Source organism: Teredinibacter haidensis (assembly GCF_014211975.1).
Lineage (GTDB): Bacteria > Pseudomonadota > Gammaproteobacteria > Pseudomonadales > Cellvibrionaceae > Teredinibacter > Teredinibacter haidensis.
This window is the reverse complement of sequence record NZ_CP060084.1, coordinates 1,278,029-1,302,008: the sequence shown is the minus strand read 5'-3', so window position 1 is coordinate 1,302,008 and position 23,980 is coordinate 1,278,029. Positions and strand designations below refer to the sequence as shown.

At 45.1% G+C, this 23,980-nt stretch carries 13 protein-coding genes; 2 read left to right on the top strand and 11 right to left on the bottom strand.

The annotated features are described in order from the left end of the window. Window positions 1-2,062: 2,062 nt before the first annotated feature. From H5715_RS05225 to H5715_RS05190, 8 genes are all read right to left on the bottom strand, one after another. Window positions 2,063-2,533 (bottom strand): hypothetical protein, encoded by a 471-nt coding sequence (locus tag H5715_RS05225; RefSeq protein WP_075186653.1) that lies wholly within the window; start codon window positions 2,531-2,533, stop codon window positions 2,063-2,065. Between the two features lie 926 nt (window positions 2,534-3,459). Then, window positions 3,460-4,017, bottom strand: a complete 558-nt coding sequence (locus tag H5715_RS05220; RefSeq protein ID WP_075185461.1) for a restriction endonuclease — start codon at window positions 4,015-4,017, stop codon at window positions 3,460-3,462. A gap of 902 nt (window positions 4,018-4,919) precedes the next feature. Beyond that, entirely contained in the window at window positions 4,920-6,143 is a 1,224-nt protein-coding gene (locus tag H5715_RS05215; RefSeq protein ID WP_075185003.1) for a lysozyme inhibitor LprI family protein, read from the bottom strand. A gap of 2,761 nt (window positions 6,144-8,904) precedes the next feature. Beyond that, entirely contained in the window at window positions 8,905-9,513 is a 609-nt protein-coding gene (locus tag H5715_RS05210; RefSeq protein WP_083608247.1) for a DUF1780 domain-containing protein, read from the bottom strand. A gap of 626 nt (window positions 9,514-10,139) precedes the next feature. Further along, window positions 10,140-13,286, bottom strand: coding sequence for an efflux RND transporter permease subunit (locus H5715_RS05205; RefSeq protein ID WP_075187882.1), 3,147 nt, complete (start codon window positions 13,284-13,286; stop codon window positions 10,140-10,142). 4 nt (window positions 13,287-13,290) lie between these two features. Beyond that, a complete protein-coding gene (locus H5715_RS05200) occupies window positions 13,291-14,487 on the bottom strand; it encodes an efflux RND transporter periplasmic adaptor subunit (protein WP_075187883.1) in 1,197 nt (398 codons plus the stop codon). A gap of 63 nt (window positions 14,488-14,550) precedes the next feature. Next, window positions 14,551-15,165 carry a TetR/AcrR family transcriptional regulator gene (locus H5715_RS05195; RefSeq protein WP_075187884.1) on the bottom strand — a complete coding sequence of 205 codons (615 nt, stop codon included), beginning with the start codon at window positions 15,163-15,165 and terminating at the stop codon, window positions 14,551-14,553. A 191-nt stretch (window positions 15,166-15,356) separates the two neighbouring features. Further along, window positions 15,357-15,965: an HAD family hydrolase gene (locus tag H5715_RS05190; RefSeq protein ID WP_075187885.1), complete on the bottom strand. Its 609-nt coding sequence runs from the start codon at window positions 15,963-15,965 to the stop codon at window positions 15,357-15,359. Window positions 15,966-16,665: 700 nt separating this feature from the next. On the opposite strand from H5715_RS05190, the gene H5715_RS05185 reads away from it, so the two are divergent. Together H5715_RS05185 and xthA are read left to right on the top strand one after the other, a co-directional pair. After that, window positions 16,666-18,849 (top strand): carboxy terminal-processing peptidase, encoded by a 2,184-nt coding sequence (locus H5715_RS05185; protein WP_185906599.1) that lies wholly within the window; start codon window positions 16,666-16,668, stop codon window positions 18,847-18,849. Between the two features lie 33 nt (window positions 18,850-18,882). Next, on the top strand, window positions 18,883-19,692 hold the full coding sequence (gene xthA, locus H5715_RS05180) for an exodeoxyribonuclease III (protein WP_185906598.1): 810 nt from the start codon (window positions 18,883-18,885) through the stop codon (window positions 19,690-19,692). 174 nt (window positions 19,693-19,866) lie between these two features. Here the strand turns inward: xthA and H5715_RS05175 are convergent, their stop codons facing one another. From H5715_RS05175 to H5715_RS05165, 3 genes are all read right to left on the bottom strand, one after another. After that, window positions 19,867-22,005 (bottom strand): histidine kinase, encoded by a 2,139-nt coding sequence (locus H5715_RS05175; RefSeq protein WP_246434696.1) that lies wholly within the window; start codon window positions 22,003-22,005, stop codon window positions 19,867-19,869. A gap of 211 nt (window positions 22,006-22,216) precedes the next feature. After that, a complete protein-coding gene (locus tag H5715_RS05170) occupies window positions 22,217-23,152 on the bottom strand; it encodes an electron transfer flavoprotein subunit alpha/FixB family protein (protein ID WP_075187890.1) in 936 nt (311 codons plus the stop codon). Continuing rightward, a complete protein-coding gene (locus tag H5715_RS05165) occupies window positions 23,149-23,901 on the bottom strand; it encodes an electron transfer flavoprotein subunit beta/FixA family protein (RefSeq protein ID WP_075187891.1) in 753 nt (250 codons plus the stop codon). Before H5715_RS05165 ends, H5715_RS05170 begins: the two co-directional genes overlap by 4 nt. Window positions 23,902-23,980 lie beyond the last annotated feature (79 nt).

Here is a 23,980-nt window from a genome sequence, read left to right as displayed (position 1 = left end):
TTATAGCAAGGCAGCGTTCATACCTACAAACTTTCCCCATATATCTAACAAAGCCATCGCCGACAATAACGACCAAGCCATACCAAGCTACTGCCCGTCTAAACACTACAACCACTAAAAAAGGCTGAGCAACAGAACAACATCCAAACTGGAAAAGACTCGTAGTTAAATACCACCAACGATAAAGAAACTACGTTAGCGATGCCGAATCTCGCGAGTTACGATCCAACTGCTTAACCAAGCACCCTACGAAGTAAGGTAAGGGATACTTGAGGCTCATCTAAAAATATAAAATGCTAAAGACCGCTATAACGTTGTGCTAAACGGCGCAGCTTGCTGCGTCCAGTGGAGGCCGTTTTTTTGGCCGGAACGATGTTTAAGCAATTTGTTATAAGCGGAACCGCACCGAACTCCCTAGTGAGTACCACAATACCTTACTCAAAGACCCTACTTCAATATTTTGTCTTAGCCGACGCAAAGATGGTTGAAACGAAGCCAAACAACCAGCAACAAATTATTTACTAAGCCAAGCTATATTGTTGCTCTTTAACAATTTAGCTTGGCTGGCATAACTCGCACCGAGAACGAACACTCTTAACCTCAAATTATGGCGGCCGACAGGCGGCCTTTTAGCCTAAAAGTGACTCCACAAAACTCTCAGAAAACTCAGTGCTCAATTGAAACACGTAAAAACCTTACAACTAACTACGAGCGCTTATAACGTTTTGCTAAACGGCGCAGCTTGCTGCGTCCAGGGGAGGCCGTCTTTTGGCCGGAACGATGTTTAAGTAATTTGTTATAAGCGGAACCGCACAGAACCTGCTAGTGAGGACCACAATACCTTACTCAAAGAGCCTTCTTCAATATTTTGACTTAGCCGACGCAAAGATGGTCGAAACGAAGTCAAACAACCACCAACAAATTGTTTACTAAGCCAAGCTATATTGTTGCTCTTTAACAATTTAGTTTGGCTGGCATTACCCGCACCGGGAACGAACGCTCTTAACATCAAACTATGGCGGCCGACAGGCGGCCTTTTAGCTTAAAAGTTATTCCACAAAACTCTCAGAAAGCTCAGAGCTCAATTGAAAAACGTAAAAACTTTACAACCAACTACGAGCGCTTATAACGTTTTGCTAAACGGCGCAGCTTGCTGCGTCCAGTGGAGGCCGTCTTTTGGCCGGAACGATGTTTAAGCAATTTGTTATAAGCGGAACCGTACCGAACTTTCTAGTGAGGACCACAATACCTTACTCAAAGACCCTTCTTCAATATTCTGACTTAGCCCACGCAAAGACGGTAGGAACGAAGTCAAACAGCCAACAACAAACTGATTGACTAAGCCAAACTAAATTGTTGCTCTTTAACAATTTAGTTTGGCTGGCATTACTCGCACCGAGAACGAACACTCTTAATCTCAAACTATGGCGGCCGACAGGCGGCCTTTTAACTTAAAGGTGATTCCACAAAACTCTCAGAAAAACTCAGAGCTCAATTGAAACACGTAAAAACATTACAACCAACCACGAGCGCTTATAACGTTTTGCTAAACGGCGCAGCTTGCTGCGTCCAGTGGAGGCCGTCTTTTGGCCGGAACGATGTTTAAGTAATTTGTTATAAGCGGAACTGCACAGAACCTGCTAGTGAGGACCACAACACCTTACTCAAAGACGCTACTTCAATATTTTGACTTGGCCGACGCAAAGATGGTTGGAACGAAGCCAAACAACCAGCAACAAACTGGTTGACTAAGCCAAATTATATTGTTGCTCTTTAACAATTTAGCTTGGCTGGTATAACTCGCACCGGGAACGAACGCTCTTAACATCAAACTATGGCGGCCGACAGGCTGCCTTTTAGCCTAAAAGTGGTTCCACGAAACCCTCAGGGGCCTCAGCGCTCAATTGAAACACGTAAAAACCTTACAACCAACTACGAGCGCTTATAACGCCTTACTCTGCTGCGTTTTGGTTGAAGTGGAGTTTTGGGGTAAAGTGGCGCAGCCACCCCAAAACGGAGCGTAGACCAAAACGTCAGCAGGAGTAAATTGTTAGGCATAGGCTTAATAACCCTCCGCTTCCAATTTAAGTACCATACCACCAATTTTTTTATCATTTTTCAGGGACAGCTCTATAAGTGAGCCGCGTTCATCCGTACCCCATGATAGCGAAACAAACGCCGTTTCAAATGACACGTCTCTTTCTATTTTCGTTTTTGGCGATAGACACATCAAAAACCTTTTGAAATTAACTCCAGAGAACTCGGTAGATGAGTTCTCCATTAAGTAGTTGCATAAGCTCTTTGCCAATGGAGATTCATCTCGAATGCATCTCTTAGCCGCGAAAGCCTCTTCCGACTCCCCTATAAAATTTGAACCCCACGATGTGTGCAACTCAATAGTCGATGACTTATCAGGACCTATCGTTTTTAGATATGCATCTAGATAACCACATAATTTGTCTGCTCCTGCGAAGGCAAGCTGGAAACCAGTCAAAAAATATATCACGCAGATTCTAAGGATGATTGAATTCATATTTTGCCTAACGTTTTGCTAAACGGCGCAGCTTGCTGCGTCCAGTGGAGGCCGTCTTTTGGCCGGAACGATGTTTAAGTAATTTGTTATAAGCGGAATCGCACCGAACTTCCTAGTGATTACCACAACACCTTACTCAAAGACGCTACTTCAATATTTTGACTTGGCCGACGCAAAGATGGTTGGAACGGAGTCAAACAGCCAACAACAAACTGATTGACTAAGCCAAACTATATTGTTGTTCTTTAACAATTTAGTTTGGTTGGTATTACTCGCACCGAGAACGAACACTCTTAACCTCAAACTATGGCGGCCGACAGGCTGCCTTTTAGCTTAAAACTGATTCCACAAAACTTTCAGTAAAGCTCAGCGTTCAATTGAAACACGTAAAAACCTTACAACCACCTACGAGCGCTTATAACGCCCCAAGCAGAGGCTTACTTTGCGTTTTGGAGCGAAGCGACGGCAAAGTAAGTCCTACTGACTTGGTTTGTTACTTGTACCAAACACTTACTCGCTTTGAACTACGCTGTTACGCCAATTGCTCTATTTGTTTAAAAAGCCTGAAGCTTTGGTTAGACCCAACTATAACCGTGGGATAGCCAAAACAGAAGGCATAAAATTGACCCAAAACAACAAGTGATTATGGCAACCAACAGAAAGGAACGAACGGGAGGAATAAGCCGCAATTTCCCTTTGCTAGGTAAAGCTTGGTTGCGCTTTTTTGCAACGAAGCTTTACCGGATTACCAAATCTGCATTTTACGAAGCACGTTGTAAGCGACCAAAGGTTGCTTACCTAAACTTGATGGAGGGTGACGAATTTAGGAACACCCTACTGAAACTTAACTACACACCAAACTTTTTAGATTAGACAAGTAACGCCCAAAGCAGCCGCGCGCTTTTTGCGTCGGCTGACTTTGTTTGTTAGGGCTGACCTTGAATAAACATACTGAAGCTATCAGTAAATAAATTGAGACGAGTAACCGTGGCCTTGTTCTCACCTGTTTGCTCCACCAGCCAAGCGGTAGTTTCATCACTAGCTCCAATAGGGTTATGTAAGTCTTCTACTGTTAACATCCGGGTCTCATACCTCGCACCTTCCGAAGAAATTAAAACCAAAGCTATTTTGTGTGCTTTTGCGTACTCTAACGCGCCGGATTGAAACCCAGTGGTTGAGCACAATATAGCCTTTTGCGCCCCTAGGGACTGTAATTTCCCATGTAATTCTTGTACATATGATCTTTCAATTTTTCGTCCGTGTTTCTTACATTCTACAAGAACTTTAAACTCCGCATCTTCAAATGCATTGAATGTAGCAAGCACATCTATTTGGTAAGTGCCATCGTGCGCCGAAATTTTTTGATCATGCAGGACTTCGATATTTTTGAGGTCTTTTCCACAAGAATTCACCCAGTTACAAACCGCAATTTCGAATTCTTTCGAGCTCATATTCGAATCAATATGTTTAAAAGGCGATATCATTTTGATTTCCTAGCGAGCCCTAACGCCTATAGCACCTGCACAAATTGTGGAGTGCTGTTTTGTGTAAAATAAGCGAAGCGTTTACACAAATAAGGCGCTTCACAATTTTTGTCAGGTGGCTATTTTTGTTATGCCTTTGACGCATTTTGTATTTTCACCAAAATGTAAATATATTTTATACAAACAACTTAATCGTTAAAAGAAAACAATAAGCCAAACCAAGATACCCAATTATTTTTCCATACTTCCTATATTTCTCGATTTTCACATAAAAACTTTTAAAATAGCATTTTGAAAACGGGAAGATCTTGAAAGAAACCATTAATATTAAAACGGCATTAGTAAACATAACTGCAATATGTAACAACAAAATACTCCTTTATGCATAACGTTTTGCTAAACGGCGCAGCTTGCTGCGTCCAGTGGAGGCCGTCTTTTCGGCCGGAACGATGTTTAAGTAATTTGTTATAAGCGGAACCGCACTGAACTTTCTAGAGGGTACCACAATACCTTACTCAAAGACCCTTCTTCAATATTTTGACGTAACCGACGCAAAGATGGTTAGAACGAAGTTCAGCGACCAACAACCAAATGAATTACTAAGCCAAGCCATATTGTTGCTTTTCAACAATTTGGTTTGGCTGGTATAACGCGCACAGGGAACGAACACTATTAACCTGAAGCTATAGCGGCCGACAGGCGGCCTTTTAACTTAAAGGTGATTCCACAAAACTCTCAGAAAAACTCAGAGCTCAATTGAAACACGTAAACATTTTTCAACCAAATACGAGCGCTTATAACGCCGGGCTCAACTGCGTAGCGAACTGGCGCTTTTTGTGCGGTTTTTTGCACAAAAAGTGACAGGTTGCGGAGTCAGATTGCAGCCCCTTGTTAGGCATTTACTATCTACGACAGCCAGTGCCCGAACAAGACTTGGTATTGAAATTATACAACGTAGAATGGCCTAGTTTTCCCTTCGGAAATGGAACACCTTTGTTTAAAAAGAAAGTGGCAGAATTACCACCGTATAGGCCTGAAGGAATAGTAATTTCCTTAAGTATTACATACCCGTTATGAATACTTCTTGGTCGAAATGTTGATGAGATAGAGCCTGAAGCTACTGGCGGCAATTCATCTTTATGCATCTCAGCTTTCATTTGTGCCCACCGCTCAGAGTCTTGTACAGTAGCTTTTCGAATTAATCCCTTCCTGACAAAATCTTCTAAACCGGCCTGACCTGCTAATGGAACGGTTTTATCAAAGAATAATTCCGGTGGAGTATCTTTAGATGTAAACAATTTGTCATTATGATTAATCTGGTCACCAAAAACCAAGCTACCTTTACTGGCATAATGCACTAATGTCACATCTTTATTAAAAACCTTCCTAGACAGAGGGTTAATTTTCCTTAGATTTTTTTCTGCTACATAGACGTAACCACACGGGCCACGATTATCATAGGAACTTATTAATATTGGTGTATCTTGAGGTAGACCTGCAACGGCTTGCCTATGATAGCCAGTGGCAACAACAGCAGATATTTTTGTTCCTTGTGTCCAGGCTATATTCCAAACAGAGGGTTCATAAGCCCCTAAAATTAATGCTACTGGATTATTGGGAGAGTTAACAATCACCTCAAATTGAGTTGCTTGATGCCCACTTTGATCGATTTGAAAGTTGATTTTTTTACCGCTATAAGATCCGCCAGCATAAATCTTTGTATCATCAAAAATCACTTCAGTATCAAAGCTACACGCACCTTTCACACCTTGAAACATACTTTTCTTTGAATATGTATATGGAATAAGGTTTTCGTGTTCCTTTCTAAGCTCTAGAATTCTCGTTTTGTAAAGTTCCACTAGACAAGTAGCATCATTGAAACCACACTCTACTGCTCTCTGCTTTAGCCATACCCTTTGATTCTTAAGGAATTTATCGGACTTTTTCTCATTAAGGGTTTCTTTAAGTTTAAAATAATAGGAAGACATATCCTCATCAAGTTTACTTAAATTTTTATTCAAGCAAATTGTTTTATCTAGTTCTCGGTCAGCCTTACTGCAATCAAAACTTGCAGCAAGGGATGCATTTGATAGAAATGCTGTAAGAAGTAATATAATTCTAATCATCTAATGTGAATTCCTTTTTTTGTTGCCTAACGCCCCAAGCAGAGGCTTACTTTGCATTTTGGAGCGAAGCGACAGCAAAGTAAGTCCTCCTGGCTTGGTTTGTTACTTGTACCAAACACCTACTCGCTTTGAACTACGCTGTTACGCCAACTGCTCTATTTGTTTAAAAAGCCTGAAGCTTTGGTTAGACCCAACTATAACCGTGGGATAGCCAAAACAGAAGGCATAAAATTGACCCAAAACAACAAGTGATTATGGCAACCAACAGAAAGGAACGAACGCGAGGAATAAGCCGCAAACTCCCTTTGCTAGGTAAAGCTTGGTTGCGCTTTTTTGCAACGAAGCTTTACCGGATTACCAAATCTGCCTTTTACGAAGCACGTTGTAAGCGACCAAAGGTTGGTTACCTAAACTTGATGGAGAGTGACGAACTTAGGAACACCCTACTGAAACTTAAATACACACCAAACTTTTTTGAATAGACAAGTAACGTTTTGCTAAACGGCGCAGCTTGCTGCGTCCAGTGGAGGCCGTCTTTTTGGCCGGAACGATGTTTAAGTAATTTGTTATAAGCGGAACCGCACAGAACCTGCTAGTGAGGACCACAATACCTTACTCAAAGACCCTTCTTCAATATTTTGACTTAGCCGACACAAAGATGGTTGGAACAGAGTCAAACAACCAACAACAAACTGATTGACTAAGCCAAGCTATATTGTTGCTCTTTAACAATTTAGTTTGGCTGGTATAACTCGCACCGAGAACGAACACTCTTAACCTCAAACTATGGCGGCCGACAGGCGGCCTTTTAGCCTAAAAGTGGTTCCACGAAACCCTCAGGGGCCTCTGCGCTCAATTGAAACACGTAAAAACCTTACAACCAACTACGAGCGCTTATAACGTTGTTATAAACTGCACTTTTTATGTAATGGAATGTTGTGCAATTATGCCGCAGGCATGCACAACATGGAATGCAGTAAAAAGTGTCAGGTTTGATGACTTTGTTATAGCAAGGCAGCGTTCATACCTACAAACTTTCCCCATATATCTAACAAAGCCATCGCCGACAATAACGACCAAGCCATACCAAGCTACTGCCCGTCTAAACACTACAACCACTAAAAAAGGCTGAGCAACAGAACAACATCCAAACTGGAAAAGACTCGTAGTTAAATACCACCAACGATAAAGAAACTACGTTAGCGATGCCGAATCTCGCGAGTTACGATCCAACTGCTTAACCAAGCACCCTACGAAGTAAGGTAAGGGATACTTGAGGCTCATCTAAAAATATAAAATGCTAAAGACCGCTATAACGTTGTTATAAACTGCACTTTTTATGTAATGTAATGTTGTGCGATTATGCCGTAGGCATGCACAACATGGAATGCAGTAAAAAGTGTCAGGTTTGATGACTTTGTTATAGCAAGGCAGCGTTCATGCCTACAAACCTTCCCCATTTCTCTAACAAAGCCATTGCCGACAATAACGACCAGACCGCCCGCCCCTACTTTCCTTTAAACACTACCACCACTGACAAAAGCTGAGCAACAGCACAACATCCAAACTGGTAAAGGCTCGTAGTTAAATACCACCAACGAAAAAGAAACTACGTTAGCGATGCCGAATCTCGCGATTTACGATCCAACTGCTTGACCAAGGCCCCTACGAAGTAAGGTAAGGGATACTTGAGACTCACCTAAAAATGTAAAATGCTAAAGACCGCTATAACGCCCCAAGCAGAGGCTTACTTTGCGTTTTGGAGCGAAGCGACGGCAAAGTAAGTCCTACTGACTTGGTTTGTTACTTGTACCAAACACCTACTCGCTTTGAACTACGCTGTTACGCCAATTGCTCTATTTGTTTAAAAAGCCTGAAGCTTTGGTTAGACCCAACTATAACCGTGGGATAGCCAAAACAGAAGGCATAAAATTGACCCAAAACAACAAGTGATTATGGCAACCAACAGAAAGGAACGAACGCGAGGAATAAGCCGCAAACTCCCTTTGCTAGGTAAAGCTTGGTTGCGCTTTCTGCAACGTAGCTTTACCGGATTACCAAATCTGCCTTTTACGAAGCACGTTGTAAGCGACCAAAGGTTGGTTACCTAAACTTGATGGAGGGTGACGAATTTAGGAACACCCTACTGAAACTTAAATACACACCAAACTTTTTTGAATAGACAAGTAACGCCCCAAGCAGAGGCTTACTTTGCGTTTTGGAGCGAAGCGACAGCAAAGTAAGTCCTTCTGGCTTGGTTTGTTACTTGTACCAAACACCTACTCGCTTTGAACTACGCTGCTACGCCAATTGCTGTATTTGTTTAAAAAGCCTGAAGCTTTGGTTGGACCCAACTATAACCGTGGGATAGCCAAAACAGAAGGCATAAAATTGACCCAAAACAACAAGTGATTATGGCAACCAACAGCAAGGAACGAACGGGAGGAATAAGCCGCAATTTCCCTTTGCTAGGTAAAGCTTGGTTGCGCTTTTTTGCAACGAAGCTTTACCGGATTACCAAATCTGCCTTTTACGAAGCACGTTGTAAGCGACCAAAGGTTGGTTACCTAAACTTGATGGAGGGTGACGAATTTAGGAACACCCTACTGAAACTTAAATACACACCAAACTTTTTTGAATAGACAAGTAACGCCAAGCTCACCTGCAGTTTTTGCGGAGAGCAATTGTGTAAAATGGAGCTACGCGACATACACAATTGAGCGTAGCAAAAAATGTCAGGTGCAGCTTTTTGTTAAACATTTTAGCATTGAGCATGAACTATTCTGCCGACATTGTCTTTTATCCACTTCGGCGCGTGCTCGTTAGCGTAAAAGGAGCAAGCTATTTTACCTTTAATGAAGGAAACTGATTTCCAGCCAAAATCTTTTAGAGATGATGCATTAGGGAAAGGCTCTTCAAAAATATGACATATATGCTGTAGGTTGACGTAGAACAATAAATTAAGGGATTCCTTAACTTCTTTTGGGTATTTTTTATCCAACTTTTCTAACTCAACCACACATTTTTGGAAGATATCTTCAATGCTCATATCCTTAGGTGAATGCATTGTAAAAAGATCCTTTGGGTCAGTAATTGATTTAATTCTTTCTAGCTCCTTTTTATATTCTTTATGACGTTTCCGACCGAAATCAAGGATCTCTTTTATTTCAAAATCACTTCCAAAAATCACTGCATCAGGGGGATCAATATCTGGATTAATGATATCTTCAACAGAGTGAGAGATATTCAAATTTTCAAGAAAAGTAGAGGCAACCCAACGCTCCCGCTCAGCTTTCTTATCCGCAGAATAATAACGGACGGATTCTTCCATTGCCTCTACTCGTTCTGTTATAAATTCTTCGTCGTTCATGGTTGGCCTATGTTTAACAATATTATTAGAATGTAAAACGCCGTATTAAACACGGCGAAATGCCGCCTTTCAGCGCGTACGTTGTTAAAGCATACCTCCAAAAGCACTCCAAACCCTAACCTCAAGGCTAATAATAAAAAGTTATAAGTAGTTTTCGAGCTTTTGCACACAAGTTGCGCTTAGACGGCAACCCACTTTAACTGTATATATGCACACACCCACTGTAAAATCCATGGGAAACACAGAAGGAACGCTCGACAACTAATAAACCTCCAGCAGAATAAGGCCCGACAGGGTAGATAAAACCTTCATTTAAGGCTCGACCAATAGAGGGAGAAAACCGTTGATTCGGGGATTTTCCCCACAGGAGCGAGCCTTGTATCAAAACTAACCCATTGTGAATCAGTTATCCCTAAAACAGCCATAGCGGAAAACATAGGGTTGATTTGGAGCAAGAAATGATAGTGGCAGACAAGAGAAAGGAATTAGGTTTTTCGCGACGACACTTTGCAAGCTAACACAATGGACACCCTATAGAGCATCTTAAAGAACTTTTTAGGAGAACAAAAACGGCTTACCTTAATATGGATTCGGCTGGGCCAGAAAGCCCAACCGAACGTTCTATTTTAGTTTTTTTCTGACTCTAATGGCTTGCTCTCTGGAGCAATGCCTTGCAATTTGTGGCTCAATTTAAACACCACCACAAAAAACACTGGAACGAAGAAGATTGCCAATACCGTAGCACTGATCACTCCACCAAACACACCCGTACCAATGGCATTCTGACTGCCGGAACCAGCTCCATCAGCCAGAACCAGAGGCAGCACACCAAGACCAAAAGCTAACGAGGTCATAAGGATGGGCCGTAAGCGCATGCGCACTGCTGTCATGGTCGCTTCAATCAATGGTTTGCCTTCCTGTTCGTAAAGGGCTCGAGCGAATTCAACAATCAGTATTGCGTTCTTTGCCGATAGCCCGATAGTCGTCAACAGCCCCACCTGAAAATACACATCGTTAGACAGTCCACGAGCCATCGCAAGTAACACAGCACCAATCACTCCGAGAGGTACCACCATCATGACGGCAATAGGTACAGACCAACTTTCGTATAGCGCTGCGAGACAAAGGAACACCACCAAAATTGAAAGCGCATATAAAGCGGGAGCCTGAGCACCAGATTGTCGCTCCTGCAATGACATACCGGTCCACTCATAACCAAAACCGGGCGGAAGTTTTGCCGCCAGCTCTTCCATTACTATCATCGCGTCTCCTGAACTCACTTCCGGCGCACCCTGTCCCTGAATATTTACACTAGACACGCCATTATAACGTTCAAGGCGCGGCGATCCGTAAAACCAATGGGCATTCGCGAAGGCGGAGAACGAAACCATTTCATTCTGGTTGTTACGTACATACCAATCACCAATATCGTCAGGTGTCATACGGTAAGGTGTATCTCCCTGCACATAAACGCGTTTTATACGGCCTTGATCGATAAAGTCGTTAACGTAAGTTGCAGCCCATGCTGTAGAAAACACTGAATTAATTTGCTCCAGAGAGATGCCAAGGGCTGCAGCTTGGGTCTGGTCGATATCCAGCTTAAACTGTGGCGTATCCTCTTGGCCATTGGGGCGCACGCGCGCAAGGCGCGGGTCCTGACTTGCCATTCCTATCAATTGATTGCGTGCAGCCATTAACGCATCATGGCCCTGACCACCGAGATCCTGCAGCTGCAAATTGAATCCGGAGGAGGTTCCAAGCTGTGTGATTGCTGGTGGCACAAAGGGAAACACAAGGGCCTCACGCAGTTGCATAAAGTAGCCCATCGCACGACCAGCTACTGCCTGGATATGCTGGTCAGGGCGTTTGCGTTCACTCCAATCACGCATTTTAACAAAAGCTATACCGCTGTTCTGCCCACGTCCGCTAAAACTAAACCCGATGACGGAGAACACCGACTCTACATTTTCTTTTTCCTGTTCCAGAAAATAGGTTTCCACCTTATCCATAACATCTTTTGATCGCTCCGTAGTCGCGCCCGCAGGCAGGGTCATCTGGGTGAACATAATGCCCTGGTCTTCGTCTGGGAGGAATGAGCCGGGCAACCGGCCGAACAATAAAACTAGGCCACCTACAATCAGGAGATACACCAGTAAGAAACGACCCTTACGTGCGAGCATCGAGCGAACGCCCTTCTGATAGCCCCGACTACCACGATCGAAGTTGCGATTAAACCAACCAAAAAACCCGCCGCGATTGTAGTGATCGGCGTCCGTGGTTTTTAGCATAATGGCGCACAAGGCTGGGTTGAGCGTTAGGGCCACAACCACAGACAAGAGCATCGAGGAAACAATCGTGATAGAAAACTGACGGTAGATGACCCCGGTGGAACCACCGAAAAACGCCATAGGCACAAACACCGCAGAAAGCACCAGCGCGATACCGATAAGAGCACCGGTAATTTGGTCCATGGATTTGCGCGTAGCTTCACGGGGGGAAAGCTGCTCCTCATGCATAACGCGCTCAACATTCTCCACGACCACAATGGCATCATCCACTAACAGGCCAATCGCCAACACCATGGCAAACATCGTCAACGTATTAATTGAGTATCCAAAAGCTAATAAAATCGCGAAGGTGCCGAGTAGTACCACCGGTACAGCTATGGTAGGTATAAGCGTTGCGCGAAAATTCTGCAGGAATAAATACATCACACAAAAGACCAGCACAATGGCTTCCACCAATGTGTGCACCACACTTTCAATGGATATTCTCACAAAGGGCGTTGTGTCATAGGCTCGTACCACTTCCAACCCATGAGGAAAAAAGGGTTTCAGCTCTTCAAGGCGCTCATTCACCAGCGCGGCCGTATCCAGAGCGTTCGCACCGGAGGCTAAGGTAATAGCCAGCCCCGACGCCGGCTGACCGTTATACTCGGTCTCAAACTGGTAGCTCTCCGCGCCCAGCTCCACGCGGGCAACATCGCCCAGAGTGAGATAGGAACCATCAGTATTCACTCTCATCAATATGCTACGGAACTCATCTGGGGACGAAAGTTGCGTTTGAACCACAATACTGGCGTTAATATCCTGCCCCGTCTGAGCGGGTGAGCCACCCAACTCACCGGCGGCGATTTGTGCATTTTGAGCGCGAATGGCACTCACCACATCAACGGTTGTTAATTCAAAGGCCGCCATTTTGGCGGCATCCAGCCATACACGCATCGCATACTGAGAGCCGAACAGTCTCACCTGACCAACGCCGTTTACGCGGCTCAGGGGCTCGCGTACTTTGGCGGCAATAAAATCGGAGATATCATGTTTGTCCAAACTGTTATCGCTGGACACAAAGCCCAGCACCATTAGAAACCCAGCAGTGGACTTACTGACTTGCACCCCTTGTTGTTGAACCTGAGTCGGAAGCAATGGCATAGCCGTTTGCAGTTTGTTTTGCACCTGCACCTGGGCGATATCTGGGTCAGTACCGGCCTCGAAAGTAAGCGTGATTTCCGCCGCACCTGTTGAGTCGCTGACTGACGACATATATTGCAGATTATCCACACCGGTAAGGTTCTGCTCGATAACCTGCACGACCGAGTCTTCAACCACTTTGGCTGAGGCACCCGGGTAGGCGGCACGAATGGACACTGAAGGCGGTGCGACTTCGGGGTATTGAGCCACTGGCAACTGAGTAATAGCGAGGGCTCCCGCGAGCATAATAACGATCGCAATAACCCATGCGAACACAGGCCGGTCTATAAAGAAACGAGCCATAACTTTACCCCTCCACTACTACGGTTTTTTCGATGGATGAGTTTTTCGCAGAATCATCAGGCAACTCTACCGGTATCACCGTAGCTCCCGGCGCGGTTTTCTGCAGGCCTTCAATAATAACCCTGTCGCCAGTTTGCAGCCCGCCTTCCACTAACCACTGATTGCCGACACTGCGACCAGTAGTTAGTGCGCGCGCTTCTACCACGTTGTCTTGATTAACCACTAGGGCTGTCGCCTCCCCCTGACGGTTACGGGTTACACCGCGTTGAGGCACCAATACGGCATTTTCCCGAAAGCCTTCTTCGAGTACCGCCCGCACAAATAAACCGGGCATTAGAAGGCTCTCTGGGTTGGGCACCAGTGCACGCACAGTCACACTACCCGTACTCGCGTTCACACTCATTTCGGAAAACTGCAAGCTACCGGCATGCTTGTAGCGACTGCCATCCTCCATTAAAAGCCGTACTTGGCCAAGCGTGTCACGCTTTAGGGTCCCTGCCGCGATCTGGCGACGTAGATTAAGAAGCTCCCGCGCGGGCTGGGCAAGGTCGACGTAGATAGGGTCGAGTTGGTGAATCGTCGCCAAGGCAGACTGCTGTCCCGCAGTCACCAATGCACCTTCGGTTACGTTCGACTTACCAATGCGTCCGCTTATGGGAGCCAGAACATGGGTGTAGGCTAGGTCGATCTCCGCTGTCTGCACCGCCGCCTCGGCCACCGCCACTTCGGCCTTGGACTGCAAGTAAGCAGACTTGGCGTTGTCAAAATCCAACTGACTGACGGCATTGTCTTTAATTAACGCCTGATAACGCTGGTATTGGGTATTTGCCGTATCAAAAGACGCTTGCGCTCGGGTCAAACTGGCTTTCGCCGTCGTCAGTGCCGCCTGATATCGAGCGGCGTCAATCTGGTATAACTGCTGACCAGCCTCCACCTGCGAGCCTTCATCAAACAATCGCTGCTGGACGATACCGCTAACCTGTGGTCGTACTTCCGCCATGCGTGTAGCAACAACGCGGCCCGGTAATTCCGAGGTAAGAGGTACATTTTTGGCTTGCAGGGTAACCACGCCGACTTCGGCGGGTGGTCGCTGCCGGTTCGCTGTACTCTTCTGTTCATCTTGCTGGCAGGCGGACAAAGCCAATACTGCCAAGATCAAAAGTCCGCTGGTAATCATTAAAGGCATTCGGGGTAGGTACATCATATATTCCTTCAAATTCAACTGCCGCGTTACGGCAGCATGAGGGGTTTGTTACGGGCCACTTCAGGTGTTTTGGTTTCGCGATATCCCTCGCCAAGTACTATCGATCATCTGTTCTAATAACGCCTCATTCACCTCCACCATCCCCAGGTGCTGCTTGCGCGCCATCTGCCAGAAGGTATCGACCGAAATACAGAACATTGCTTCATTGGGCAGAGCCTCCAGCTCTCCACTCTCCCTACCCTCGCAGAATAGGGCATTCAACGGTGCAAAAAGGTTTTGCGCCTCTGTGTACTGATTGCGCAGCACATCCGGCGGCAGTTGATCGAACTGTCCCTTGCACAGCAAAGCATCTGGATGCTCTATATTGAAGTACCAAAGATTGCGACACAGGCGTTGATAGCGATTGAATGGTGGAGCGCTCTCATCCCAGCCATCAAAGGTCGCACTGGCCACACTCTGAATAATCTCCATATGAAGCTGCTCGATCATATCCTGCTTATCACGGAAGTAGAGATACACCGTTCCGGCGGCCACATTTGCTGCCTTCGCCACCTGCTTAATGGAAAACCCGTGAAAGCCCTGCTTAGCCAATAACTTGAGAGTTGCCCGCAAGATCTGTTGCCGCTTAGCTTCCTGAGCGGGTAAACGGGCATCTTGACAAATAGCGTCTGACATAAAGTACACTACCAGTGAATGAACGTTCATTCATTCTAAGTGAAAAGGCTTGCATGTCAAGGTTTCAAGTATAAAGATTCGTGAGCCGACACTAGAGCAATAAGGAATGCTCTTCAGTAGATTCGACCAAAACTGTAAATGGAGTGAGCCTTTTTACCGCTCCACAGTGTGCTTTGGCATTTAATTAAACCCTATACCAAACAGCCAAATTCGCGTAGAACCTGCTCAACCTGGTTTAAGCCAACAGCTTTTTTTGCTCTCATCCCGGCCCGGACTGCTCCATCCACATTCACCTGATTGTCATCGATAAATAAAATATTTTCGACGGATATATCCAGATCATCAGCGACATAGTGAAAACCGGCAATATCAGGCTTAAAAAAACCGATTTCGTAGGATGCATAGGTATTGTGAAAATAGTCAGCCAACTTTAATTTATCCAACAACCGGGGCAAATGCAGCTCACTAGTATTGGAAAAAAAAGCGATATGATATCGCTTTTTTAACGCCGTAAGCATTTCCGCAGCACCATCAAAAAGCTCTTTAGGCCAATCGATAAAGGCCTTTCGAAACTCTCCTTCAGATAGATTTATACCCAATTCTTGAACCACGCCAGACACAAACTCATCAGCCGAGATACTCCCCGTTTCAAACCGCTTAACATAACGTGATGACATCCAACGCTGCCAACTTTGCTCGTGGGTCAACTCTTCTTCTATCCAGTGATTTTTAATGGGTGGACCATCAAGCTCCAGCAGTACACCACCTAAATCAAACAAAATTACCTTTATCTCACTCATTGATTACAACCATAGTATTTATATTTAAGCTATCTTCCTGTGTGATCGCTAACCCAAAGTAACCATCCCCGAGCCCCAGCAAAACGATGTCTATATAACAAAGAGCGTGAAACGGATGGTATCGGCACCGCCCTCCCGTATGCAGTCTAATTGAAGCGCTATAGCTGTTACCGGCCTCTTTTCCTGCCCCGGAAGTCACAAGTTTATCTAGAAAATAGCTCAGTGGCGCCAGAAGCATTACAGCGCTGGCGCAGAGGCTCTCAACAATACCTATACAGAGAGGAAACAATGAAAGCACCAATATTGGGCGCATAAGCGCCTCGCAACGGCCCCATCTCACAGACGCCAAGAACGCGCGGGCGCATGGACGAGCCCTCAGCCGAAAACCTCAAGCAAGCCCGTTACCGTTTAGCTCTAAAAAATGAGCATAAAAGCCTCCGAAAGCTAAAAAGAAGCTATGTAGAACAATAATACCCTACTTTTCTAGGGGGCTTAGAGTCTGTATCACGGCGGTAATGATTCATTATTGAACTGAATGCCTTGTGGTTCGACATAGGCTATGGCGTAACTGCTACGCAAAGAGGAACTAAATGCACCTGACTCACTCTTTAATACTTCGACTCTGTGCTATATTTGCCAGATATTTCAGGCGTTTAACGCAAAAAACGTACAGCCATTCAGATCCCGGTTATCTAAAAGTATGATTTTAACCAAAGTATTTCCTCGTTACAGCATCGCCCTACTGCTCATTGTACTGGCCAGCATTTACGCAGAGGCCTCCATTGTTGCGCCACTCCAACACACCAAAGCGCAGTCGGAGACGATTAAAGACGTTATCGCCAAGTTGCAGTCTCGACACTATCGAGAGCAAACTGTCGACGACGAGCTGTCGAAAAAATTCCTGGAGCAATACCTTACAACACTGGATCCTGCCAAGCTCTTTTTTTACTCTAAAGACGTTGAAGGCTTTGAAAAAAACAAAGATAACTTTGACGATTTTTTTAAGCGCGGAAATTTAGAGCCAGGCTTTGATATTTACCACACCTTCCGTCAGCGACTGGTCTCTCGCCTTGAATCCGTATTGGATATGCTCGACGACGACGACATTAAATTCAACTTTACCGAAAAAGATTCCCTCGCGCTGGATCGAGAAGATAGCGCATGGCCCGTTACACGTGACGAAGCCGATGTGCTCTGGTACAAACGCCTTAAACTCAGCTTATTGAACTTAAAGCTTGCAGGTAAAACGCTAGACGAGGCCCGGGATACCCTGCGTCGCCGCTATAAAAATCAATTGAACCGCGTAATGCAGCAAGACAGTGTTGATGTCTTTGAAACAATGGTTAATGCACTGGCCACGCTTTATGACCCACATACGAATTACTGGAGTCAACGAACGTCTGAAAACTTCGACATCAATATGTCCTTATCGCTCGAGGGGATTGGCGCAGTATTACAATCAGAAGACGAATTCACCAAAGTTGTACGCTTAGTTGCCGGTGGGCCAGCAGACAAGCAAGGGCAACTAAAAGCCGCCGATAAAATTATCTCTGTTGGCCAGGGTTCCGATGGCGAACTAGTGGATGTTGTCGGTTGGCGACTGGATGAAGTCGTCAATTTAATACGCGGACCCAAAAATACTGTTGTTAAACTGGAGGTAATGTCGACAGACAGTCCAGCAAATGCAGAATCAAAAACCGTTCGAATCAATCGAGGCAAGGTAAAACTTGAAGATCAGGCGGCGCAAAAAGCCGTACTTGAACTTACTGATGGCGTGGACCTGTACAAGATTGGGGTGATCCACCTGCCCGCCTTTTATATCGATTTTGAAGCCTACAACAACCGTGACTTAAACTTCAAAAGCAGTACGCAAGACATCCTAAACTTACTGGATGAACTGCGAGCAGAAAATGTAGATGGCGTAATTCTCGACCTTCGCAATAACGGAGGTGGTTCGCTACACGAAGCTACGCGCTTAACCGATGTGTTTATTGATCAAGGGCCTGTGGTACAAATACGCTCGCCAGATGGCCGAATCAATCGCCACCATCGATCCCACTCTAAAGCGCGCTACCGAGGCCCTCTTGTAGTTCTGGTAAACCGCTTAAGCGCATCAGCTTCTGAAATTTTTGCTGGCGCAATTCAGGATTATCATCGTGGGCTAATTGTTGGTTCGGAGTCGTTTGGTAAAGGTACCGTCCAGTCTGTTACCCCCCTGCTCGAAGGCAAGCTAAAAATCACCGAATCCAAATTCTACCGAGTATCCGGCGAAAGCACTCAGCACCGAGGTGTTGTACCCGATATTGCACTGCCTCTATTAATCGATACGGAAGAAGTGGGTGAAGCCGCGTACGACAACGCCCTGCCCTGGGATCAAATTCACGCGGTACCACATGCCACGTACTTCAATTATGAACCGTTAATCCCACAGTTGATGGACTCTCACAATAAACGGGTGGCCAACGACCCCGACTTCACTTTTATTCTTGATCAAATCCATATTATGGAAGAAAACAAGCGCAAAAAAATCGTGTCTCTAAATGAGCAAGAACGCATTCAGGAAAAAGAACGCCTAGAAAAACAAGCTATGGCTATAGATAATAAACGACGTCTAGGCAAACAACTTAAACCTTATAAAACACTTGAAGAATTTAGGAAATCGGAAGAAGAATCCGAAGAAAAGCAACAGGAGCAAGCCGCCTCAAATCAGCAAAATCGAATTGACGTCGATGGCGACACATTACTGATTGAAACTGGCAATATTCTGGTGGATATGATTCGCATTTCAAGCACCAGCAACACGCAGCAAGCCGCAAGTTTTGAGCAAAAGGAACCTGCGCTGTCCACTTGGGGACAGCGCTCGCCATTTAAAGCTAAAAATTAGCCATATTAAGGCCAGAGAACACATATAAGCTCTATGAAGTGCATATCCTTTAACGTAAACAGTGTGCGTATACGCTTGCACCAGCTGCAACGTCTTATCGATAAATACGACCCGGATTTTATTGGCCTTCAGGAAACTAAAGTTACCGATGTAGACTTCCCTGTAGCAACTATTGAAGCTATGGGGTACCGAGTGCAATACTTAGGGCAAAAAACCCATTACGGGGTTGCGCTGCTATCCAAGTACGACTTTAAAACCGTGCAAAAAGGCTTCCCAACCGATGATAGCTCTTCACAAAAGCGCTTTATTGCAGGAACATTTGATATTGAAGGAAATACCATCACCGTAATGAACGGATATTTCCCTCAGGGCGAAAGCAATGAACACCCCGTAAAATACCCAAACAAACGCAATTTTTATCGTGATCTACAGGCCTATATTGAAAACAATTACAGCCCAGATGATACCTTGTTGGTTATTGGCGATATGAACATCTCGCCACAGGATATTGATATCGGTATTGGTGAAGACAATCGCAAACGCTGGCTGCGATCCGGCAAGTGCAGCTTCCTACCCGAAGAACGAGAGTGGCTGGATAAGCTAATGAGCTGGGGGCTTACTGATACCTTTAGGGGTATTCACGGCGAACAGGAAAGCCACTACAGCTGGTTCGATTACAGAAGCAAAGGCTTTGAACGTGAACCTAAACGCGGCCTGCGTATAGACCTTATTTTGGCGAGCAAGTCACTTGCTGACAAGTGTATTGGCTCCGGTATTGATACAGAGATAAGAGCGATGGAAAAGCCTTCCGACCACTGCCCTATTTGGGCAGAATTTTCCTAAAAAAGTGGGCAATGTACAGTACCACCCCACAAACCCTAATAGCTACTTGAGTGATTTGTATTTTATTTCGGGCTTGCAAAGAATTCCCTTTCGGCCCAACCGCGGCAACGTCCACGCTCTGCATTAAAGCTACTAGCAACAAAGCTCAATACTTTTACGCTTTAAATAAAACCGTTAGCCTTCCTTTGCATTCGCTGTTAACGACAACCAGTTTTCTACAATTCTTCGCAATGTTTTCTTTGGGTTAGACAGGTCAACAAAGTCGTCCACACCAAGTTCATAGGCTGTAGATTCCGCCACTGTAGAAGAAGAACTTATCCCAATAATAGGCATATAAAAATCGGTATTAGTTTTTTGCTCCAAGCTACGAATACTATCAACAATATTTATAAACTCAGGCTCTTCATCACAATCGATAATAGCGACAACTGGCTGCTTTTTATTAAAAACAGCTTGAACTTTTCCGGCCTCAGAAACTAACGTCAACTCCAACCGAAGCCCCTGTAGCATGTCTTTCACGCGAGACTCTGCATTCTCTTGCCTGCTAATTAGCAGCATTTCCAAAACGGTTTCATCTGCAGACGATACCTTTACAATCACATCTTCAATAGAAATCTCTTCATCCTCCATCATGCTATAAACTTCTTTAAAGGACGTTTCCAGCTCGTATAGCCCTGCAGGCTTATTGACAACATGTAAATATTCGGTATCACTAAAACCAAGCTTCCCGAGCAGGCGTTGCTGCCGCTCAGTAGCAACAATTAATTGGTGCGTATAACGAAGCTCTGGGTGCTCGGCCAAGGCATTATTAAATTCGACGGCTTCGCTTTCACCTTCTTCATAATAGTAAAGGACACACTCAATTGGCTTACTGTCTTTATAGCTGTTAGCCAATTGCTGTTGCGCTTTCCTATATTGAGATTCTGTAAAGACCTCAAATCCAAGTGCAGCGAGTTCCCGGCGCTTTATGTCAACAATCCGACGATTGTTATGTATCAGCATTACACTGCGACCAAGAAAAGAATTTCGGTGGAAGTCCAAGTGACCGGCTTGCTCTGCGATATCAAATTTTGCATCAAGCCGGTACAGAATTCCCTCCTGGGATATTTCACTTACTTCGATACTGCCGTTCATAAGCTCGGCAATACCTTTGGCAACGGCGTAGGACATACTGGTTTTGGGTGCCTGACCATTTTCCTCACTAAAGAAATGTTTCTTTTGGCTTTGGTTAAAACTGGAAATATTAATATAAAGCTCACCTGCAGTTTCATACTCCCGCAGGAACTCAACTTCAATTAACACAACACCCCTATCCAACGACTGAATGCTCAGCGAAATTAGGGTGCGAATAATTTGTGCGAGACGGGATGCATCGCCTTTTAGGCGCATGGGCAGTGTTGGCGATAAGGCAGTCTCTATACGAATACCTTCAGTTTCAGACTCATCGATATATTCCGCCACAAGGTGTTGAAGCTCGTGGCGTATATTGAATATTTTGTTTTCGAGCACCAGCTTTTTATTGAGCACATTATTAAAATCACTTACGCTGCGAAAGACATCCTGATACGCTTTTTCACATTGGCGTAGAGATGGTCGATTGACATGTCCTTGATCCAGCTCATTCAACGCATCGCTAGCCTGAATAAAAATCGATTTTAAATCATTCCTGAGATATGCGAGAAACTCTTTATTTAACTGGACGCTCGCCCTCGTATCACGTTTTTCCTCTTCTATTGATTGAGTTTTTCTCGCAAGTGCGTACGCAGCTTCCAATCTCTCCCAGTAGTTTTCCGAAATCAATCGACATTGATGCGATAAAACAAAGAAAAACATCAGCATAAGAATGCCATAAAGGTAGGCCGTTGATTCACCTACAAACATAGCCGCTAACGCAGCAGGGACTAAGCCAATAAATTGATAGTAAGACAGAAATTTCTGGTAGGGAGCAAAAGCATGTGCAGTGGTCGAAAAAAAGACGACGGTGTACAACCAAAGCAACGGAGCTTCGTTGCGCATATCCAATTTAAGGGTGATGCTAACAAGAATAACAGCCCACCAGAATGCACCGAATAAAGTCGCAATAAAATAGTTCGTTCGCCAGCGCTGCGGCGCTCTTGGGTAAAGTTGGTCAAAGCGGAAAAGAAAAAAGCCTCTAACGATGGTAATAAATAAAAGACCAATCGTCAGCGTTATGGTTAGATCACGATTTTCATCGATAAATCGTCCACCCACCAAGCAAATTAAGTAGGCCAAAAAATTGAAAATAAGGCCTCTACGGCTATATTTCGCCATCCTTGCGTCTGTTTCACGCATGATGCTGCGATCTTTCTGAACTTTACTCGAGGGAAGGAAGAAACTGAACATAAATGCCGGGCCTGGCTTGATTGATTATTAAACACAGCAACAAGTTATTTGCTGGTCGGCATTCTACTCCTGCAGCAGCAGCCGTAACAAGCGGAGGTGTCCGTGTTGAATAGAAACGATGGTCGCGAGCAATCCAAGAACTCGCCACCATAGTGTGTTTTTATGCAGTCAGTTTATCGGTTAGCTCTGGTAACACATCAAACAAATCGGCCACCAGGCCATAATCAGCTATCTGAAATATGGGGGCACCCTCATCTTTATTAATTGCGACGATCACTTTTGACTCTTTCATTCCAGCCAAATGCTGGATTGCCCCAGAAATACCGATGGCAATATACAAATCTGGAGCAACGATCTTACCCGTTTGCCCGACTTGCATATCGTTTGGAACAAACCCAGCATCAACCGCCGCGCGCGAGGCACCGACAGCGGCATTAAGTTCATCAGCCAACTTGAATAGCAATTCAAAATTTTCGCCATTTTGCAACCCTCGTCCACCAGACACAACAATACTCGCTGAGGTCAGCTCTGGACGGTCTGATTTTGCTAATTGCCGATCAACAAAGGAGGACAGGATTTGATTTTCACCGGGAGTAACGGATTTAACAATAGCGGTACCTGTTTCAGCGTTAGCGGCATCAAAGGCGGTAGTGCGAACCGTCAAAAACTTGATTACATCATTGCTTTTGACGGTTGCGATAACATTCCCTGCATAGATAGGACGCTTAAAGGTATCCGCACTCTCAACAGACAGGATGTCCGAAATCAACTGGCTATCAACCAGTGCAGAAGCGCGGGGTAAGCTGTTTTTGCCATAGGTTGTTGCGGCAGCCAAAATATGGCTGTACTCGCTCGCGAGGCTGGCGATTAAGGGTGCAACACTCTCCGCCATCTGGTGTTCAAGTATCACCGAGTCTGCCTGAAGCACAGTCGTTACGCCCTGTATTGTTTTGGCGCTTTCGACAACCTCTGAACAGTTGTAGCCGGCCACCAGCAGGTGGACATCAGCCTCTAGCGCCAAAGCTGCTGTAACAGTATTCAGTGTTACGGCCTTTAGATTGTGATTATCGTGTTCTACCAAGACGAGTACGCTCATGAGATCACCTTTGCTTCATTTTTCAGTTTATCTAACAGCTCGTTCACATCAGCGACTTTGACGCCAGCCTCGCGTACTTTAGGAAGCTCTACAGACAGTATTTGCGTGCGAGCACCCGTATCGAGCCCAAGGTCATTTAAGGGAATAATCTCAAGCGGCTTTCTTTTGGCTTTCATAATATTTGGCAGTGCTGCAAACCGAGGCTCGTTTAGGCGCAAATCGGTTGTAATTATCGCTGGTAGGCTTAAACACAACGTTTCCAATCCACCATCGACCTCCCTCGTTACAGCCACTTTGCTGCCATCCAATTCTACTTGCGAAGCAAACGTGCCTTGGGGCTGCTGGCACAGGGCGGCGAGCATTTGTCCGGTCTGATTGTTATCCGCATCAATCGATTGCTTGCCCATTAGGGTCAACCCTGGCTGTTCTTTTTCGATAATAGCTTTCAAGACTTTTGCGATCGCCAATGGCTCCAGATTTTCGTCTGTTTCCACCAAGATACTTCTGTCGGCACCAAGCGCCATCGCTGCGCGCAGCTGTTCCTGTGACTTGCTCGATCCAACAGTTACAACAACAACCTCTTCTGCATTCCCGGCTTCTTTAATACGTATCGCCTCTTCTACCGCAATCTCACAGAAGGGGTTAATCGACATTTTTACGTTGGCAAGATCAACGTCGCTGCCATCGGATTTTGGCCTGACTTTTACGTTGTAATCGACAACGCGCTTGATTGGCACCAGAATCTTCATACTCTTTCACGCTCCTGCTATTCCACGTAAGGATCTTTCTTTGAAACTAGATAAGGTCATTAAAGGCTATGCTATTCTC

Coding starts and splice junctions, on each gene's coding strand:
- H5715_RS05225 (WP_075186653.1), bottom strand. CDS start 2,533: ATGAATTCAATCATCCTTAGAATCTGCGTGATATATTTTTTGACTGGT.
- H5715_RS05220 (WP_075185461.1), bottom strand. CDS start 4,017: ATGATATCGCCTTTTAAACATATTGATTCGAATATGAGCTCGAAAGAA.
- H5715_RS05215 (WP_075185003.1), bottom strand. CDS start 6,143: ATGATTAGAATTATATTACTTCTTACAGCATTTCTATCAAATGCATCC.
- H5715_RS05210 (WP_083608247.1), bottom strand. CDS start 9,513: ATGAACGACGAAGAATTTATAACAGAACGAGTAGAGGCAATGGAAGAA.
- H5715_RS05205 (WP_075187882.1), bottom strand. CDS start 13,286: ATGGCTCGTTTCTTTATAGACCGGCCTGTGTTCGCATGGGTTATTGCG.
- H5715_RS05200 (WP_075187883.1), bottom strand. CDS start 14,487: ATGTACCTACCCCGAATGCCTTTAATGATTACCAGCGGACTTTTGATC.
- H5715_RS05195 (WP_075187884.1), bottom strand. CDS start 15,165: ATGTCAGACGCTATTTGTCAAGATGCCCGTTTACCCGCTCAGGAAGCT.
- H5715_RS05190 (WP_075187885.1), bottom strand. CDS start 15,965: ATGAGTGAGATAAAGGTAATTTTGTTTGATTTAGGTGGTGTACTGCTG.
- H5715_RS05185 (WP_185906599.1), top strand. CDS start 16,666: ATGATTTTAACCAAAGTATTTCCTCGTTACAGCATCGCCCTACTGCTC.
- xthA (WP_185906598.1), top strand. CDS start 18,883: ATGAAGTGCATATCCTTTAACGTAAACAGTGTGCGTATACGCTTGCAC.
- H5715_RS05175 (WP_246434696.1), bottom strand. CDS start 22,005: ATGCGTGAAACAGACGCAAGGATGGCGAAATATAGCCGTAGAGGCCTT.
- H5715_RS05170 (WP_075187890.1), bottom strand. CDS start 23,152: ATGAGCGTACTCGTCTTGGTAGAACACGATAATCACAATCTAAAGGCC.
- H5715_RS05165 (WP_075187891.1), bottom strand. CDS start 23,901: ATGAAGATTCTGGTGCCAATCAAGCGCGTTGTCGATTACAACGTAAAA.